The organism is Actinomyces oris (genome assembly GCF_006546825.1).
GTDB classification, from domain to species: Bacteria; Actinomycetota; Actinomycetes; order Actinomycetales; family Actinomycetaceae; genus Actinomyces; species Actinomyces oris.
In genome coordinates, this window is the sequence record NZ_VICC01000006.1 from 53,809 (window position 1) to 69,189 (window position 15,381).

The following is a 15,381-nucleotide window of genomic DNA, read 5'->3' on the forward strand; positions in this document are numbered from 1 at the left end:
ATTGTCCCAGATGAGAAGGGGTGCTCCTGCATCGATGCGCCACAGGGGCCGGCTTGCGGCAGGGGCACGGTCATAGCGCCACGACCGGACCTGTCCGAGGGTGACGGACGGGTCCGGTCGTGAAGGAGTGGACGAGGGTGCGTATTAGGGCGCGGCGCGTCAGGCCTCTCGGCTGACAGCGAGTCGGCCCACGATGATTGCCATGTGCAGCATGAGGCCGTCACGGGCGTTCGTCGCGTCCCAGCCGACCTGCTCGCTGACCCGGCCCAGGCGGTAGCGCACCGTGTTGGCGTGCACGAACAGGTTCCGAGCAGTGGCCTCCAGGCTGCCGCCCAGGGCCAGATAGGTGGCCACCGTGCTCTCGAAGGGGTCGCCCATCTCATGCAGGGGGGCGTGCACCAGGTTGAGGATCTGCTCACAGGCGAGCTCATCGCCGGCCAGAAGGCGCTCGGGAAGGAGATCGTCGGCGTGGACCGGGTTGGGAGCCTCGGCCCAGCCGGGCAGCGCGCGCAGCCCGGCCAGGGCCGAGCGCAGCGAACGACCCGCGTGCGAGATCCCTGGAACCACCGGGCCGACGACGGCTGACCCGCCCAGGCCGCCGGCCACCTGCATGGCCGCCTGGTCCACCAGCTGCTCAGGGGTGGCCTCCCGGCCGGAGTGCTTGGATGTCCCAGGGTGAGCCGCCTGGCTGTCGCCCAGGACGATGAGGACGGAGTCGCCGCGTACGGATACCAGACAGTCGCTGGCCAGGTTGCGGCACTCGTGGCGCAGCCTGGAGACGCCGAGCGCATCCAGAGTGGTCTTGGCGGCGATGGCCGCCACCGGCCCGGTCCCGTTCCAACCGGCAGTTCCGGCCCGGGTCGCGGCATCCTCGGGGGCGTCATGAAGCATCGCGTCGACCGCTACGGACTCCAACCGGGCGTCCCAGGCGCCGCGGGCCTCAGCCGCCCGGGCGTACACCTCGGCCGCGGCGAAGCCGACGTCACGCCCGAAGGTCAGGACGAGGATGCGGACGGTGTCATGGTCCTCCTCCGGCACGACACGAGGAGCCTCGTCAACAACAACGTCGAGGACCGTGCGCACCAGAGCCAGGGTCTGCTCCAGCGTGATGACACCGGTCAGGGCAGCAGGAGCCACGGAGAAGATCTGCGAGGGGGTCAGCGGTGTCGAGGGGTTCTCCGCCGAGTCGACGAACATGGTGACGCCCAGGCGGGCCACCGCCGCGATCTGGTCGCGCGATCCTTCAGGCAGGGTGCGGTAGAAATCGTGGGCCGAACTGATGCGGTCCAGTGAGTGTTCAATAATGGTGTCCTGCGCCTGTCGCAGTGCAGACACTCCCGGAGCGCTCAACTCATCCATACTGTGGATGCTACCGACTGGAATATCCTGAGGACAGTAGGTTCTCGATTGGTGCGGCGTGTGATCCGACACGAGTTTGTGTTGAAAATACGGGGATAACTGCGGGTGGTGTGTCGTCGAGGCGGAGTGGATTAGGCAGGTTACAATAGCGTAACCATTGTGGAAGCCATGGTATGTGAATCTGCAATGACCTGAACGTGCACGTCGTATGCCAGCATGGATGTGCGCAAGCAGGTGCCTAGCTAGACAACTCGGAGGCTCAGGATGACGAAGGCAACCCGCACAGAGGAAGATCTTCTTGGTGCACGGGAAGTTCCATTAGAAGCCTATTGGGGAATCCACACGCTACGTGCGATAGAGAACTTCCAGATCTCTGGATCGGTGGTTGGCGACGAAGAGGCCTTTGTTCGCGGCATGGTGCAGGTGAAGAAGGCATCAGCGTTAGCGAACAGTGATCTGGGGGCTCTTGACCCGGAGGTCGCTGGTGCGATCGTGTGGGCGTGTGACCAGGTGCTGGTTGCTGAGCGCTGCCTCGATCAGTTCCCGGTCGACCAGTTCCAGGGGGGTGCTGGGACCAGCGTCAACATGAATACCAACGAGGTGATCGCCAACCTCGCGCTGGAGTACCTGGGATACGCCAAGGGCCGTTATGACATCATCAATCCCAACGATCATGTCAACAAGTCCCAGTCGACGAACGACGCCTACCCGACCGGATTCCGTTTGGGACTGTTCGCCCTCGTCGGTTCGCTCATCGAGGAGCTCGAGCGACTCATCGCGGCGATGCGAGCTAAGGGAACCGAGCTCGTCCATGTTCTGAAGATGGGGCGTACTCAGCTTCAGGATGCCGTTCCGATGAGCCTGGGGCAGGAGTTCGAGGCCTTTGCCGTTCTGCTGGAGGAGGAGGTTAGCCGGCTTCACAACAATGCCGCCCTGCTTCTGGAGGTGAACCTCGGGGCCACGGCGATCGGCACGGGGCTCAACACCCCTCCGGACTATCAGAGCACTGTTGTCGGGCGTCTGCGGGAGATCACCGGTCTGGACATTCGAGGAGCGCATGACCTGCTGGAAGCCACGAGTGACACGGGTGCCTACGTCTCGATGCACGCGGCGATCAAGCGCCTGGCGGTGAAGCTGTCCAAGATCTGCAACGACCTGCGCCTGCTGTCCTCCGGACCTCGCGCGGGGCTGGGGGAGATCAGGTTGCCTGAACGCCAGGCCGGATCCTCCATCATGCCGGCCAAGGTTAATCCGGTGATCCCCGAGGTGGTGAACCAGGTCTGCTTCAAGGTCATGGGAAACGATGTAGCGCTGACCTTCGCCGCTGAGGCGGGACAGCTTCAGCTCAACGTCATGGAACCGGTGATCGCCCAGGCGATTTTCGAGTCGATCAATCTGCTCACCCGCGGGATGTCGACCCTGCGGGAGCTGTGTGTCGTGGGGATCGAGGCCAACGTGGAGGTATGTCGCCGCAATGTGCTGGACTCGATTGGAATCGTTACCTACCTCAACCCGGTGATCGGTCATCACAATGGTGACCTGGTGGGCCGTGAGTGCGCCCGTTCAGGACGCAGCGTGCGAGAGGTGGTTCTGGAGATGGGGCTGCTCGAGGAGTCTGTTCTTGATGAGATTCTCAGCCCTGAGAACCTTCTGCGCCCCCATTTCCGCGACTTGAACGTCTACTCAGGATCCGATCCGTCAACTCCGCCGGTTGTGTCCGCGGCGTCTGACTCGGAGGAGTAAGGGGAATCGGCCTTCCGAAGGCCGGCGGGCGGTCAGCGGCTTGTTGCACTGCCTCGCCGACCTCGGAAGGCCGATTCCGGCTCTATCCCGCAGGGCATCATGAGAAGGAACGGCAGGAACGGACGACCGGGGCGTGAACGTCCTTGCCGATGATGTTGAGGCCTTGCGGATCCACCTTCGCCTGCGGAGGCCTGGAGTGCCAGAAGACGTAATTCTGGCTGTCACCGTCGTTCGAGCCGAACGTGACTTTATTGGAAGCGCCGACCCAGACCGTGTTGTCGAAGCCGCTGATGGTCAGTGACTCGATCTCTCCTTCGATGACAATCACGAGACTTTGTGCGGTGATTGTTACGTCTCGAGCGCCTGCCGAGACCTTGACCACCTGATCGGTGGAGAGCTCGTTAGCGGTGACACTGACCTGCTCGGAGGCCGGTATGACCTTGGTGACCTGGGCCTCCGCCTGAGCCCGGGTGTCCTCCGCGTCGTTGTCGGTGAGCTCGTCGTCGTAGTCCTGGATGTCGGAGGACGTGCAGTTGCCGTACTCCAGCGGATCCATGGGACTGGGGTCCTCCAGCTTCCCAGTCGGCTCCTCCGCGGCCTCTGGGGCGGTGTCCTGAGCCTGGTCCGGCGGGGCCGAGGACGTCCCCCTGGCGCCGGTCCAGCCGACTGAGCAACCGGACAGGGTCAGCAGGCACGCGGCCATGAAGGCGGTGGAGCGCAGGAGCTGGGAGCGGGACAAGGGAGGACCTCATTCGGCAGACATGGTGGTGCCGGTGGAACACGGAAGACCGCGTTCCACCGGCACCACAATTGGTCAGTGCGTCCAACTATAGCCGCACAGGGAGGATCAGGACTCCCCTCCTTGGGAGCCGGAGGTGCCTGCGTTGACGTTGGTCAAGTCATAGCGGGCAACGGCCTGGGCCAGGACGGAGCGGTCGAGGCGCCCCTGCTCCACCAGAGCCTGGAGGGCGCGCACCACCACCGACTGGGCGTCAATGAGGTAGTGGCGCCTGGCGGCAGCCCGGGTGTCGGAGAATCCGAAGCCGTCGGCACCCAGCGTGTAGTAGTCGCCGGGCACCCAGGCGCGGATCTGGTCGGGGACCAGGTGGTCGTAGTCGCTGGTGGCGATGAAGGGGCCAGTGGCCTCGGAAAGCTTCTGCGTCAGGTAGGGGACCTGCCGCTCGCCGTCGGGGGCCAGGAAGTTGGCCTTCTCCACCTCCAGGGCCTGGCGCCGCAGCTCGTTCCAGCTGGTGACGGACCAGGTGGCGGCGCGCACGCCCCAGTCCTCAGCCAGGATGCGGCGAGCCTCCTCGATCCAGGGCACTCCGACGCCGGAGGCCAGGAGCTGGACCTCGGGCCCCTGCCCGTCGGGAGCCGTGCTGATGCGGTGAATACCGCGCAGGATTCCCTCGACGTCGACGCCGTCGGGCTCAGCGGGCTGGTGGATCGGCTCGTTGTAGACGGTCAGGTAGTACATGACGTCACGGTTGCGACCCGAGTCCGGGCCGTACCAGCGCTCCAGGGCATCGCGCACGATGTGCCGGATCTCGTAGGCGTAGGCCGGGTCGTAGGTGATGACGGCGTCGTTGGTGGCCGCGATCATGGGGGAGTGGCCGTCCATGTGCTGGGTGCCCTCACCGGTCAGGGTGGTGCGCCCGGCGGTGGCCCCGATGATGAAGCCGCGGGTCAGCTGGTCGCCGGCGGCCCAGAACTGGTCGCCGGTGCGCTGGAAGCCGAACATCGAGTAGAAGATGTAGACCGGGATCATGGGCTCGCCGTGGGTGGCGTAGCTCGTTCCGGCCACCTGGAACAGGGAGACCGAACCGGCCTCGTTGATGCCCGTGTGCATGAGCTGACCGGAGGCGGACTCCCGGTAGGACAGCATCATGTCGGCGTCGACCGGCGTGTAGTTCTGACCCTGGGTGTTGAAGATCTTCTTGGTGGGGAAGAGTGACTCCAGGCCGAAGGTACGCGACTCGTCCGGAACGATTGGGACGATGCGCCGTCCGATGCCCTTGTCCTTGATGAGCTCCTTGAGCAGACGCACGAAGGCCATCGTGGAGGCGACCTCCTGCTTGCCCGAGCCGCCCTTGAGGATGTCGTAGGTCTTGTCACCGGGCAGCTCGAGCTCGACACCGGCATCGCGGCGCTCGGGGATGAAGCCGCCGAGCTGGCGGCGCCGGTCCAGCATGTAGAGCAGCGAGGGGTCGTCGGCGGCCGGCCGGTAGTACGGCGGCATCTTCGGGTTGGCCTCGAGCTGCTCGTCGGTGATCGGGATGTGGAGCCGGTCGCGCAGGGCCTTGAGGTCGTCCAGCGTCAGCTTCTTCATCTGGTGGGTGGCGTTACGGCCGGCGAAGTGGCCGCCCAGGAGGTAGCCCTTGACCGTGTGCGCCAGGATGACGGTGGGCTGACCCTTGTGCTCCATGGCCGCCTTGTAGGCGGCGTACATCTTGCGGTAGTCGTTGCCGCCGCGCTGCAGGGCCCAGATCTCGTCGTCGGTCCAGTCCTTGACGAGCTCGGCGGTGCGCGGGTCGCGGCCGAAGAAGTGCTCGCGGATATAGGCGCCGTCGTTGGCCTTGAAGGTCTGGTAGTCGCCGTCGAGGGTCTCCATCATGAGGTGCTCGAGGGCGTGGTCCTTGTCCGCGGCGAGGAGCTGGTCCCAGCCACGGCCCCAGATCACCTTGATGACGTTCCAGCCCGCGCCCTTGAAGAAGGCCTCGAGCTCCTGGATGATCTTGCCGTTTCCGCGCACCGGGCCGTCGAGGCGCTGCAGGTTGCAGTTGACGACGAAGGTGAGGTTGTCCAGCTGCTGGTTGGCGGCCAGCTGCAGCATGCCGCGCGACTCGGGCTCGTCCATCTCGCCGTCACCCAGGAAGGCCCAGGTGTGCTGCTGAGAGGTGTCCTTGATGCCGGCGCCCTGGAGGTACTTGTCGAACCAGGCCTGGTAGATCGCCTCGGACGGGCCAAGACCCATGGAGACGGTGGGGTACTCCCAGAAGTCCTCCATGCGGCGCGGGTGCGGGTAGGAGGGCAGGCCGCGGCCGCCGGCCGGGCGGGACTCCTCCTGGCGGAAGCCGTCCAGGTCGGCCTCGCTCAGGCGGCCCTCGATGAAGGCACGGGCGTAGTTGCCCGGTGAGGCGTGGCCCTGGAAGAAGACGTGGTCGCCGCCGCCGGGGTGGTCCTTGCCGCGGAAGAAGTGGTTGAAGCCGACCTCGTAGAGGGTCGCGGTCGAGGCGTAGGAGGAGATGTGTCCGCCGACCCCGACCCCGGGGCGCTGGGCGCGGGTGACCATGACGGCGGCGTTCCAGCGCAGCCAGCGCCGGTAGGTGCGCTCGGCGCTCTCGTCACCGGGGAAGTAGGGCTCGTTGGCGACGTCGATGGTGTTGATGTACGGCGTCGTCGTCTCGGTGGGGACCGTGACGTTCTTCTGCCGGGCCTGGGCCAGCATGCTCAGCAGGATGTAGCGCGCACGCTTGGCGCCCTTGTCCGCGATGAGGGCATCGAGGGACTCGTGCCACTCCTTGGTCTCCTCTGGGTCGTTGTCGGTCACCTTTGTCAGGAGGCCGTCAATGAGCGGCGTGGAGTCACTGGTGGGGCTCACGGAATCCTCTTTCCTCGCGTCTGTGCGGTCGGCCTGAGCCTCATTGCGTGCCGTGGCGCCGAAGGTGGCGTCGGCGTGCGCCTGAAGTCAGGCCACTGTGGATGACGGCCCTAATCTACGACCTGCAACGGCGCGAACGCTGCACCCAACGGGAGGAAAGTCCTACCTCACGTATGGTGTGGCTCACATGATGGTGGGTTGATTTCGGTACCTGGGGCAGAGGGGAAGGAGCCTCGAGTTCGCGGCCGCGCAGGAACCAGCCTTCAAAGGAAAGTCCAAGGTAACCTGACGTGCGTGTTCACTTGCGCGGCTGGTGCCCGGTGCGGTGGGCTAGTACCTATCGCCCAGCAACGGGCGAGCGGTAGACGGGCTGGGCCCAGAAGGACGGTGTAAAGACGTGGCGAGTACAGCGGGTGGGGCTTTCGGCTTCGCCTCCGGTCTCATCATTCAGGAGTTCGGCTACGACGACGACGTCGACGAGACCTTGCGGCAGGCCGTTGAGGCGGAGACCGGAACCACTCTGGTGGATGAGGACTATGAGGACGTGGCCGACTCGGCCATCGTGTGGTGGCGCGACGATGACGGCGACGTCGACGACCTCACCGATCTCCTCGTGGACGCTCAGGCCAACCTCGACGGTGCAGGGCTCATCTGGGTGCTGACGCCCAAGGCGCGCACTACCGGCGCTGTCCCGGCCGCTGAGGTGGAGGAGGCTGCCCAGACGGCAGGCATGCATGCAACCTCCGCCGCCTCCATGGGGCAGCACTGGAGTGGCATCAGAGTCTCCAGCCGAGGGCGCTGAGACGACCCGATGGCCGCGTGGCATTCTCCGCTCTCAGTGGCGGAGATGATTGGTGGCCCGTCCGGCGGAGGCGGTAAAGTCTCCGGCTGAGGCGGCTCGTGCCGTCAGTCGCATGTGTAGGCACTGGGGGCTCGGGCAATGTGCTCCCGGGAGCCACTGCACCTGGACCTGTAGCTCAGTTGGTAGAGCAACGCGTTTACACCGCGTCGGTCGTCGGTTCGAGTCCGGCCGGGTCCACCATGAGCGTGACCTGGTGCTGACAGGCCCGCAGTTCCTCAGGCCTCACCCTGCGAGCCGAGGCGCTGGGCCAGGCCGGCGACGGCGTCGACGAGTTCCGTGAGTCCCGGGTCCTCGACGGGGAAGTGGCCGCACTCGCGCAGAATCACCAGGTCGGCCGGACCCGCTGCTCGCGACAGAACTCGGGTGCTGAGCTCGATCGGCGTCCACGCGTCCCGACCTGGGTGCAGAAGCGTCACCGGCGTGCGGTTGCGTTCGGGTGGGGTGTGTGTGAACCGCAGGTAGGAGGCGAGAAACCCTAAGGGGACCCTGGCGGCGCCCCCACGCGGATCGATAGAGCACAGACGAGACAGCGCGCGATCGCGGCTCATCCTCCGCAGGTTCGCCACCGCGCTCATCGAGACCATGGTGTGCGCCAGTCTTCCTCGGGCGAGCATCGACAATGGCCCGCCCAGGACGCCCAGTGCTCCTGCACGCGTCATATGCGCTCGGGCGCGCCAGTTGCCCGGGTCGAGCAGACACGTGGCTGCCACCGCCGCAACATTCGGCGAATGGGCCGCCACCTCATAGGCGAGAAGGCCACCGATGCTAGCGCCCAGAAGCAGCAGGGGGCGGTGGTCGCGCTCGGCCTCAATGAGGTCGACGAGGAGATCGACCCAGGTGTCGTAACGCACGGCTGCGGGAACCGGAGACCTCGTGCGCCCGTACAGAGGCAGGTCGACGGCACTGATGTCGATACCGCGTGAGGCCACCAGTGCGGCGATGGGCCACAGCGCCCCGCTGTGCCCGCCCGCCCCGTGGACGAGCAGCACCCTGGCTGGCGCCCCCGGTTCGGGAGCGCGCGCAATGTGCACACGATGGCCGTGCCACCGCCACCACGTCGACCTAGGCACCAGCGAGGCCGCGTGCTGGTGGTGGGGCGGCAGGAAGGGCACGTACGGATTGGCCTGCATACGTCGATGCTAGTTGCGTGAGCCGCGGCGGCGGAGAGGATATTCGAGGCTCTACCCCCATCGCACCGTAACGAGTACCTGCAATGGATCGGTGAGGCGAAGCGCGCCGAGACCCGTCGTCGCCGGGCCGTCAAAGCAGCAGAGATGATGGTGGACAAGCACGGATAGTCCCAGCCCGGACCTGGCTGCCCGCGCCGAGCCGTCGTCATGGTGATAGGCGGGCACAGTCCGGCGTCTCGGTGCAGTGCCGCCGTTGACGCGATTCCTCAGGCGCGCTTGGCGAAGCGGTGATGCTGGTCGGTGTGGGTCCCGAAGTGCTGGGGGCGGTGCTGCCCGCGGGCAATGACCTGATCGTCGACCCAGCGCTCCCAGTGCGTGGCGCGCTTCCGATCGCCTGCACTCAATGGTGTGGCCACGCCGGCATCGAGCAGGTCGTCGAGGATCAGGAACGAGGGCTCAGGAGTCTCGACGTCCCAGTCGATGAGCCCCCATGGCCCGTCGGGGCTGAGGAGAACCAGCGAGCGGTTGAGGTCGTGCAGGTCGTTGAAGTGCTCGTCCTTGCCGCTCGTGGAGTTCCAGTACCAGCGGGCCAGCCGGAACGACTCCGACACCTGCGTCCAGCTCCGATAACGCTCCCGCAGCCCACGGTCCAGGATCGCGAGCGTGTCCCACGTCTCCTCCTCGGTCAGCCAGCCCAGCGCGAATCCGCAGCGCGTCAGCATGGCGGCACGCACCAGGTCCCAGGCGGAGAAGTCCACGTTGCGGATGTCTCGATCGTTGTCGCGCATGCGCTCAAGGCGCCACAGCGTCTCGGCAGCGTCTGAGGATGACGCGGCAGACTCTCGCAGCTCGTGGCGCTCAGCCTCCGCCAGGGAGGTGTCGACCCAGCGGGCGCGCTCCGCTTCGAAACCGGTGCGGTGGCCGGAGGTGATGAGCCAGTGGAGCCGGGAGAGGAGGTCGGTGCGGGAGCAGACTCCCCAGTCGAGGGAGAGCATGGTGCGTGTGCCGTCAAGATCGGAGCAGGTGAGACGGTCCCACGGGTCCCGGCGGCACAGGGAGTACGGCGCGCAGATCGCCAGGAGTCGCTCATGTGGGCCGGCGGTGAACTCATTGGGCGCAGAGTCCCTGACAGGTCGATGGTGCTCAGTGAGCTCATTCCATGTGGACTCCTCACCCCGGTGCGGGGCGGAAGCTGCCTTGTCGCGGCGCAAGCGTATTTTCTGATGGATTGTTTTGGAGATCTCGATAGTGGCGATCACTCCAAAAACCGCCAGCGCGGCGGAGAGAAGCAGGGTCTGCACGGACATGACGAGAATTGTGCAACATGTGAACAGGTGAGTGCCACATTGATGCACATGGCTCGACACTAGATTATTGAGTTGAATGCCTGTTTATTTACAGGTTGTTGATGAAAGTTTCGAGGCGTTCCATTCCCTCTCGCAGCTCGTCGCGGGAGGCTGCGTAGGACAGTCGTACATGGGAGCGGGCCGTGGTCGTGGAGAAGTCCTGTCCCGGAGTGAGCGCCACATGCGCCTCCTCCAGGGCGCGGTGACAGAAGGTCTGGGCATCGAGCCCTGTGGAGGAGACGTCGAAGTAGACGTAGAAGGCGCCGTCGGGCAGAACCGGGACCGGGAGGCCGATGCGTTCCAACCCGTCGAGCACGATGCTCCTGCGGGCGAAGAGCTCTTGGCGGCGCTGCTCGCACACGGAGATGGATTCGGGGGAGAACGCCGCCAGCGCGGCCTGCTGAATAGGCGTCGAGGCGCACAGGAAGTAGTTCACCGCCAGGTTCTCCGCGGGGGCCACCAGCTCCTCGGGAAGGATCGCCCAGCCCAGTCGCCACCCCGTCATCCCGAAGTACTTGGAGAAGGAGTTGATGACGATTGCCTCGGGATCGGTCTCCAGGACGGTTCGGGCCGGTGCGCCGTCCTCGTCTGGATCGGCCAGGCCCAGGTAGATCTCGTCGACGATCCGCCAGGCGCTGCGTTCGCGTGCCAGCCCACAGATCGACGCCAGCTCCTCGAAGGGAATCGACGTGCCCGTGGGGTTGGAGGGGGTCGCCAGCATCACCGCGCTCGTCTGAGGAGTCCACGCCGCCTCGGCTGCGGCCCGGTCCATCTGGTACCGGCTGGCAGGACTGGTGGGCGCCAGAACGATCCGACCGCCGTAGGTCTCCACCAGCTGCCGGTTGCAGGGGTAGGACGGATCGGCGATGACGACGTCGTCACCGGGCTGGGTGGTAGCGGCCGCCACCAGCAGGAGCGCCGAGGACGCTCCGGTGGTGACGACGATCCGGGCAGGATCGACCTCGACGCCGTGCCTGTCCCGGTAGAAGCCCGCGATGGCCTCACGCAGTGCGAGCAGGCCCAGAGCGGGGGAGTAGGGCAGCGGCCGGCCGTCCATGACGCGGCACATCTCCTCACGGACCGCGGGAGGGGCGCCGAAGTCGGGCTCGCCCAGGCTGAGCTTGGCGATCGAGTGACCCTCCGCCTGGAGGATTCCAGCGCGTTCTCCAATGCTCATCGCATAGAAGGGCTGAGCGGCTTCGGCCCGGGCGGCGATCTTCATGACGGCTCCTTGAATCGGGGCAGGACATGCCCAGTGTCCCCCTTCCGGCAGCGGGAGGGCAAAGGTCCCGGGGATCCGGGAGAAGAGGAGCGGAGAAGACCTCCTGATCCCATATTTTCCCGGTTGATACCTTGTCCTCCCGTACCGTGTCTGAAAGGCTCTGAGAGCAACACTCGTGCCTAGGACGGAGTCCGATCGTGCTCACTGACGTCATGATGCTTGTCTCTCCCTTTCACGCTGACTACGAGTTCTTGGCCAGGCCGTATCACGAGGCCGCTCCTGAGCTCTGGGACACGGAGGGTGCTGGTCTGGCGGGGTTGAGTCAAGAGGTGGCGGCGACTCTCCTGGAGGAGTCCTTCGAGGTTGTGGACGCCGCCTCTGCGATCGAGTGGTGTGACTCGTTGGAGGCCGAGGCCGGCTTATGGCCGGATTCGAGTCTCGTGGCTGAGCACGTACCCGCCGTGTCGATGCTCGCCGGCTCCGCAGCGGCTGCCGGCTTCGACTGCTGCCGCGTTATCAACATCCTCACCTCGGCCCGGGCGGCGGGCTATATAGACGAGCGCACGTTGGCGGTCCTCCTTGAGCGCTACGTGCAGGGTTTCGTTGACCGCTGCTCCGGGTGGGGGCAGTACCTGGCCTCGGTCATCGTGGGAAAGGTGGCGTTCCAGGTCATGTACGCAACACCTGAGACTCGCCATGTTGATGCGACGATCATCCTTGAAGGCGCCCACATCATGGCACTGACTGCTCCTGTCACCTTGTTCCGCACCGAAATCTGGCCTGCGGAGGATCTCAGTGCCTTGACCGGCGCGATCGAGGCCCTCATCCCTGCCGAGCGTGTGCGTGCTGTCCGTCTCGGGGCCAGGGGGTGGCTGGCGACGGCTGAGCATCCTCTGGACTCGACTACCGCCAAGGTGCTTGAAAATGCGGACACGGATGCTGGGACGTTTCTGCGTGCACGCGCTCTGGCGCAGGAGGTCTTCTGGCGTCCTGCCGATGCAGGTGGCATCGGGGGCGTCTTCGAAGATCTGAGAACTGCCCGTATACCTCTGTGGGATCTGCCTGCTCGCGGCGACGGCGCTGCGGCGACCACGTTCTGGACCGACTCGAGTCTTGATCAGGAGCACTGGAGCGGCGTGCCGTTCCTGCGTACAAGTGACGGGGCTCGGCTTACCGCCGTGATGACGGAGGATGCCTGCTTCCTGGTCTCCCGAAAGGCACTGCGCCGAGTCTTCACCCCGATCCCCTGGGAGCAGGTGAGGTTCACGGTGTCAGTGATGCCGGGGCAGGACATTGTCTTCTACGCCAATGGAAAGAAGCTTGGCACGCTCTTCCCCGACTGGGATGTGGTGGGGGTGGTCAACCCCGACCTGCCGTTGCACCTGGAGGCCTTCATGAATGGTCTGGGACCGCGCGTGCGTGCCTTCAGCGCCGCCTATCCGCTATGAGCAAGGTGGGTGTGCCGTCGAGGTCAGCAGTCCAACCTGGTTCGTCCAGGCTCCAGGCCCGCAACCAGTCCAGAGTCTGAACTGATGTGAGAGGAACTCTGTGACGCGTTCCCGAGCCAGTGGTGAGGGTTTGTATAGCGATGCTGTGGTGCGCTTCAGCAAGCTCGACACAAACAACTGGAAGCCCCTACTCGCCTTCCGCAAGCGTCTCATTGCGGGTGAGGTGGCTCCGGAACCGAGCACGGCTAGCGTAGCGCCTACTGGGCAGGCCAGCGAGACCACGACGGCTCGGGGTATCCGTAAGACGGCCTGCCGTCCGATCAGCACGGCGAAGAAGCAGCAGATCGTCGATCTGGCCCGCACGGGCATAGCTGTCAGCCAGATCGCTGCGGAGGTCGGCGTCGCAGAGACCACTGTCCGTGCCACCTGCCGCCAGGCCACGCAGCCGCCCCGCCGCAGGCGACGCTTCACCAGCGATGACCTCCAGCGTGCTCAGCAGCTCCATGCTCAGGGGCGCACCTACATCGAGATTGGCCTGGAGCTCGGCTTCGGGCGGGATACCGTCAAGAAGCATCTGGCGACGGCGCAGGGGTGATTGGTAGCCAGAACGACAATGACCGCACCCAGATCAATCCGCAGTGTATTCGCTACTCCTGCTTGGCATCTCTGCCGGGTTGCTGCTCTGCCTGCTGCGCCAGCCGATCGAAGTCACTGACGTAATTGCGGTCTTGGATGATGCGGAACTTCTCGAACTCGCTCAGAGCATGATCGTCGGCGTGGGCTTTGGAGATGTGGCCTGCGCTGTCGAGGATCTGGCGGTCGTCCAAGTCGAGAAAGGCGTCAAGGCGTGTGGACCAGTCCTCCATCGTCATGGGGATCTGACGGCGGGCGCGGGACTCGGCCAGATCAAGAAAGGCGTTGACCAGGCGACCCAAGTCGTCGAGTTCTTCGCGGGTAAGGTAGTTCTTGCCGATGGTCACGTCACCGCGCAGGATCTTGCCGTCGGGGCTGTTCGCCCAGCTGGTCAGGCCCATGTGGGGCTGGTCGGCCCTGGCGCGGGAGGTGATCAGCTCGGCGGCGGTGTGGCCGTGGACGGCGTAGTGGAGCTTGTTCTGGACGGTGGCGAAGAAGCGCTTGGTGGTCGGGGCGTCCTTGTTGTAGTCGATGCTGGTGGCGTAGATGTCGGTGACCTTCTGGTAGAAGCGACGTTCGGACAAGCGAATCTCGCGGATCTCATCAAGCAGGCGCTCGAAGTAGTCTTCGCCTAGGAAGGTGCCGTTCTCCATACGTTGGCGGTCGATGACATAGCCGCGGATGGCGAAGTCGCGCAGTACGCTGGTGGCCCACTGGCGGAACTGGGTGGCGCGCACCGAGTTGACGCGGTAGCCCACCGAGATGATGGCGTCGAGGTTGTAGTGGTCGATGCTGCGTGTCACCTGGCGTGAGCCCTCAGATCGAACTATCCGGAATTTCCGGATAGTTGCCTTACGCTCCAGCTCGCCAGAGGAGAAGACGTTTCCCAGGTGCTCGCTGATGGTGCGCACGTCGACGTCGAACAGCTCGGCCATCAGGCGCTGCGTTAGCCAGATCGTCTCATCCTCGTAGCGTGCCTCGATGCTGGAATCACCGTCTTGGGCAGTGAAGATGAGGAACTCGGCGGTGGAGTTGCGGATGAGTTTGGTGGAAGGATCTGGATTAGTTGTCATACCGTTGATTATACTTCCGATCGATGACTATTGGCAAACATACTACACATTTCAGAATTGTGGTCTGCCGTCAGTTCTCAATGCTGTCGATCGTTCTCAGTGTCCCGTCTCGTAGCCAACCAACAACGGTCGTAGCCAAGAATAGAACGCTGCGCGCAGTGGTTTCGTCGACGTCTTGCGGCTGATCACCGCCGTGTCGATCAGGCTGGTAACCGATGGTAGCTAGTACGTCAATAAAGACTTCGATGCTAGGCTTGACGTTCATCTCACCATTGGACTTATATTCCCGATTTGGCAGTTTGCACGTCCACTTGTCTGGTGCTTGGCGGAGTGCGCTGGCCATGCTCCCAATGGTTGCTTTGTCGTTCTTGGGTGAGACGATCGGTTTGAGCAGCGTCTCGATGGCCTTGATAGCTCTACCCCAGGCGTCACTCAAATTTGGTTCGCGTCCGAAAGCAAGGGCCCATGCTTCTTGCATGTACTGCGAAGCTTGATCGTCTAACTGAGTTACCTGTTCGTACTCGTTCCAGAGCGCGGGATCAATCCGCTCCACTAGACGGCCGCCATCGGGTGATACGCGGAGAACGTGGCCAGCAGATTTTAAGATGTGTTCAAGTGATTGTGCGTGGCCGCAACCGTGACCAAGGAGCCAATCCATGACGTCGAGAGCCAATGACTCGTCGTACATATCCCAAGGGCCGCTTCTTTGGATGCAAGCGATAACTGCGTCATCTGGATAGAAATTGTCAATGTTGTCGCTGAGTTCGTCGATGCGCAGTTCAAGTGCCATCTGAGCTACGAGTCGATCGTCTCCATTTATCGCCTGCTGGATCCACCCTTTTATACCATGTCTCATAAACTGAGGCACGTTGTCGACCAAGTTGAACTCAGATTGTTGATTTCTTCTTACTGATAGTGGCATCCAAGGGTTAACTGTCATGTTGTTAGTTCCTGCGATATTGGA

13 protein-coding genes and 1 tRNA gene are annotated in these 15,381 nt (G+C 64.2%); 6 read left to right on the forward strand and 8 right to left on the reverse strand.

Annotated elements, in window-relative coordinates; all coding sequences use genetic code 11:
• Positions 1-159: 159 nt before the first annotated feature.
• Positions 160-1,359: a PucR family transcriptional regulator gene (locus FK267_RS07725; RefSeq protein WP_198498147.1), complete on the reverse strand. Its 1,200-nt coding sequence runs from the start codon at positions 1,357-1,359 to the stop codon at positions 160-162.
• A gap of 264 nt (positions 1,360-1,623) precedes the next feature.
• Between FK267_RS07725 and aspA the strand changes: the two genes are divergently transcribed.
• A complete protein-coding gene (gene aspA / locus FK267_RS07730; protein ID WP_141406850.1) occupies positions 1,624-3,102 on the forward strand; it encodes an aspartate ammonia-lyase in 1,479 nt (492 codons plus the stop codon).
• A 97-nt stretch (positions 3,103-3,199) separates the two neighbouring features.
• On the opposite strand, the gene FK267_RS07735 is transcribed toward aspA, so the two are convergent.
• Both FK267_RS07735 and aceE read right to left on the reverse strand, forming a co-directional pair.
• Complete coding sequence (locus FK267_RS07735) at positions 3,200-3,841, reverse strand: DUF3060 domain-containing protein (protein ID WP_141406851.1); 642 nt, start codon at positions 3,839-3,841, stop codon at positions 3,200-3,202.
• A gap of 108 nt (positions 3,842-3,949) precedes the next feature.
• Complete coding sequence (gene aceE, locus FK267_RS07740) at positions 3,950-6,703, reverse strand: pyruvate dehydrogenase (acetyl-transferring), homodimeric type (protein WP_141406852.1); 2,754 nt, start codon at positions 6,701-6,703, stop codon at positions 3,950-3,952.
• A 397-nt stretch (positions 6,704-7,100) separates the two neighbouring features.
• Between aceE and FK267_RS07745 the strand changes: the two genes are divergently transcribed.
• Both FK267_RS07745 and FK267_RS07750 read left to right on the forward strand, forming a co-directional pair.
• The gene (locus FK267_RS07745; protein WP_009406144.1) at positions 7,101-7,505 is read left to right on the forward strand and encodes a DUF3052 domain-containing protein; all 405 of its coding nucleotides are present in this window, start codon (positions 7,101-7,103) and stop codon (positions 7,503-7,505) included.
• A gap of 164 nt (positions 7,506-7,669) precedes the next feature.
• Positions 7,670-7,745 (forward strand) — tRNA-Val (locus FK267_RS07750).
• 35 nt (positions 7,746-7,780) lie between these two features.
• On the opposite strand, the gene FK267_RS07755 is transcribed toward FK267_RS07750, so the two are convergent.
• On the reverse strand, positions 7,781-8,695 hold the full coding sequence (locus tag FK267_RS07755) for an alpha/beta hydrolase (RefSeq protein WP_141406853.1): 915 nt from the start codon (positions 8,693-8,695) through the stop codon (positions 7,781-7,783).
• Positions 8,696-8,734: 39 nt separating this feature from the next.
• Here FK267_RS07755 and FK267_RS07760 point away from each other — a divergent pair, with 39 nt between their 5' ends.
• Positions 8,735-8,863 carry a YdeI/OmpD-associated family protein gene (locus FK267_RS07760; RefSeq protein WP_282958439.1) on the forward strand — a complete coding sequence of 43 codons (129 nt, stop codon included), beginning with the start codon at positions 8,735-8,737 and terminating at the stop codon, positions 8,861-8,863.
• 98 nt (positions 8,864-8,961) lie between these two features.
• Here the strand turns inward: FK267_RS07760 and FK267_RS07765 are convergent, their stop codons facing one another.
• Together FK267_RS07765 and FK267_RS07770 are read right to left on the reverse strand one after the other, a co-directional pair.
• Positions 8,962-10,002: a DUF1266 domain-containing protein gene (locus FK267_RS07765; RefSeq protein WP_141406854.1), complete on the reverse strand. Its 1,041-nt coding sequence runs from the start codon at positions 10,000-10,002 to the stop codon at positions 8,962-8,964.
• An 88-nt stretch (positions 10,003-10,090) separates the two neighbouring features.
• A complete protein-coding gene (locus FK267_RS07770; RefSeq protein WP_141406855.1) occupies positions 10,091-11,263 on the reverse strand; it encodes an aminotransferase class I/II-fold pyridoxal phosphate-dependent enzyme in 1,173 nt (390 codons plus the stop codon).
• A 365-nt stretch (positions 11,264-11,628) separates the two neighbouring features.
• On the opposite strand from FK267_RS07770, the gene FK267_RS07775 reads away from it, so the two are divergent.
• On the forward strand, positions 11,629-12,711 hold the full coding sequence (locus FK267_RS07775; RefSeq protein WP_487246603.1) for a DUF1266 domain-containing protein: 1,083 nt from the start codon (positions 11,629-11,631) through the stop codon (positions 12,709-12,711).
• Positions 12,712-12,811: 100 nt separating this feature from the next.
• A complete protein-coding gene (locus tag FK267_RS13650; protein WP_232622567.1) occupies positions 12,812-13,306 on the forward strand; it encodes a DNA-binding protein in 495 nt (164 codons plus the stop codon).
• Between the two features lie 52 nt (positions 13,307-13,358).
• Here the strand turns inward: FK267_RS13650 and FK267_RS07785 are convergent, their stop codons facing one another.
• Together FK267_RS07785 and FK267_RS07790 are read right to left on the reverse strand one after the other, a co-directional pair.
• Positions 13,359-14,417: a virulence RhuM family protein gene (locus tag FK267_RS07785; RefSeq protein WP_141406857.1), complete on the reverse strand. Its 1,059-nt coding sequence runs from the start codon at positions 14,415-14,417 to the stop codon at positions 13,359-13,361.
• Between the two features lie 70 nt (positions 14,418-14,487).
• Complete coding sequence (locus tag FK267_RS07790) at positions 14,488-15,357, reverse strand: hypothetical protein (RefSeq protein ID WP_141406858.1); 870 nt, start codon at positions 15,355-15,357, stop codon at positions 14,488-14,490.
• Positions 15,358-15,381: the final 24 nt, after the last annotated feature.

Coding starts and splice junctions, on each gene's coding strand:
- FK267_RS07725 (WP_198498147.1), bottom strand. CDS start 1,359: ATGGATGAGTTGAGCGCTCCGGGAGTGTCTGCACTGCGACAGGCGCAG.
- aspA (WP_141406850.1), top strand. CDS start 1,624: ATGACGAAGGCAACCCGCACAGAGGAAGATCTTCTTGGTGCACGGGAA.
- FK267_RS07755 (WP_141406853.1), bottom strand. CDS start 8,695: ATGCAGGCCAATCCGTACGTGCCCTTCCTGCCGCCCCACCACCAGCAC.
- FK267_RS07765 (WP_141406854.1), bottom strand. CDS start 10,002: ATGTCCGTGCAGACCCTGCTTCTCTCCGCCGCGCTGGCGGTTTTTGGA.
- FK267_RS07770 (WP_141406855.1), bottom strand. CDS start 11,263: ATGAAGATCGCCGCCCGGGCCGAAGCCGCTCAGCCCTTCTATGCGATG.
- FK267_RS07785 (WP_141406857.1), bottom strand. CDS start 14,417: ATGACAACTAATCCAGATCCTTCCACCAAACTCATCCGCAACTCCACC.
- FK267_RS07790 (WP_141406858.1), bottom strand. CDS start 15,357: ATGACAGTTAACCCTTGGATGCCACTATCAGTAAGAAGAAATCAACAA.